The organism is Weissella sp. DD23 (assembly GCF_001579105.1).
Classification (GTDB): domain Bacteria; phylum Bacillota; class Bacilli; order Lactobacillales; family Lactobacillaceae; genus Weissella; species Weissella cibaria.
Map to the genome: position 1 here is coordinate 7,287 of NZ_KQ970395.1, position 787 is coordinate 8,073.

At 44.9% G+C, this 787-nt stretch carries 1 protein-coding gene; it reads left to right on the top strand.

Annotated elements, in window-relative coordinates; genetic code table 11:
- Window positions 1-726 (top strand): MFS transporter (locus tag WEIDD23_RS08695; protein ID WP_156469617.1); only part of this gene is annotated, 726 nt, incomplete at its 5' end.
- Window positions 727-787 lie beyond the last annotated feature (61 nt).

The following is a 787-nucleotide window of genomic DNA, read 5'->3' on the forward strand; positions in this document are numbered from 1 at the left end:
GTAAGCTATCGCGTTTCATTTTTTATTACTGGTATTATTTTCTTACTTGTTTTCACCTTAACGTTAACGCTCGTTAAAGAGGAGTTTACACCTATTGAACGCGGTGCTTCACCATCACGCAAAGAAGTTTTCAAACTACTCCCCTTCCCTAAACTGACAGTTGGTTTATTTACCACAACTTTCATTATCCAAACAGTTAATCTGTCAATCAGTCCAATTGTTGCCCTATTTGTACGTGAGTTGAATCACGGGGCTGGTAGTACAACCTTCCTAGCAGGTGTTGTCGCAGCCATGCCTGGTATCGCAACCATGATTGCGGCACCGCGATTTGGTCGTATTGGGGATCGCATCGGTACACACCGTATGATTATGATTGGTTTCGTCCTAGCATTTATCTTTATGCTCCCAACCGGATTTGTCACAACCGTCTGGCAACTTGCCATCATGCGTTTCATGATTGGAATCTCTGATGCCACCATGTTACCAGCGGTTCAAACCATGTTGACGAAATCAACGCCGCGTGAAATTACATCACGTATTTTCGCTTATAACCAGTCATTCCAGTCATTAGGGGCCGTTGCTGGACCAATGCTTGGTACGGTGATTGCAAGTGTGCTAGATTACAACGGGATTTTTATTTTCAGCGCCTTCTTAATTGTGCTGAACGCCATCCTATTCTTTATCCGTACGCGTTTCCTACGCGCCGGTGGCAGTCTAGATGACTAAGTTACTCAAAAAGAGGCTGGGACAGAAGTCTCTGTCTCAGCCTCAAAAGCCGCCAATCTCC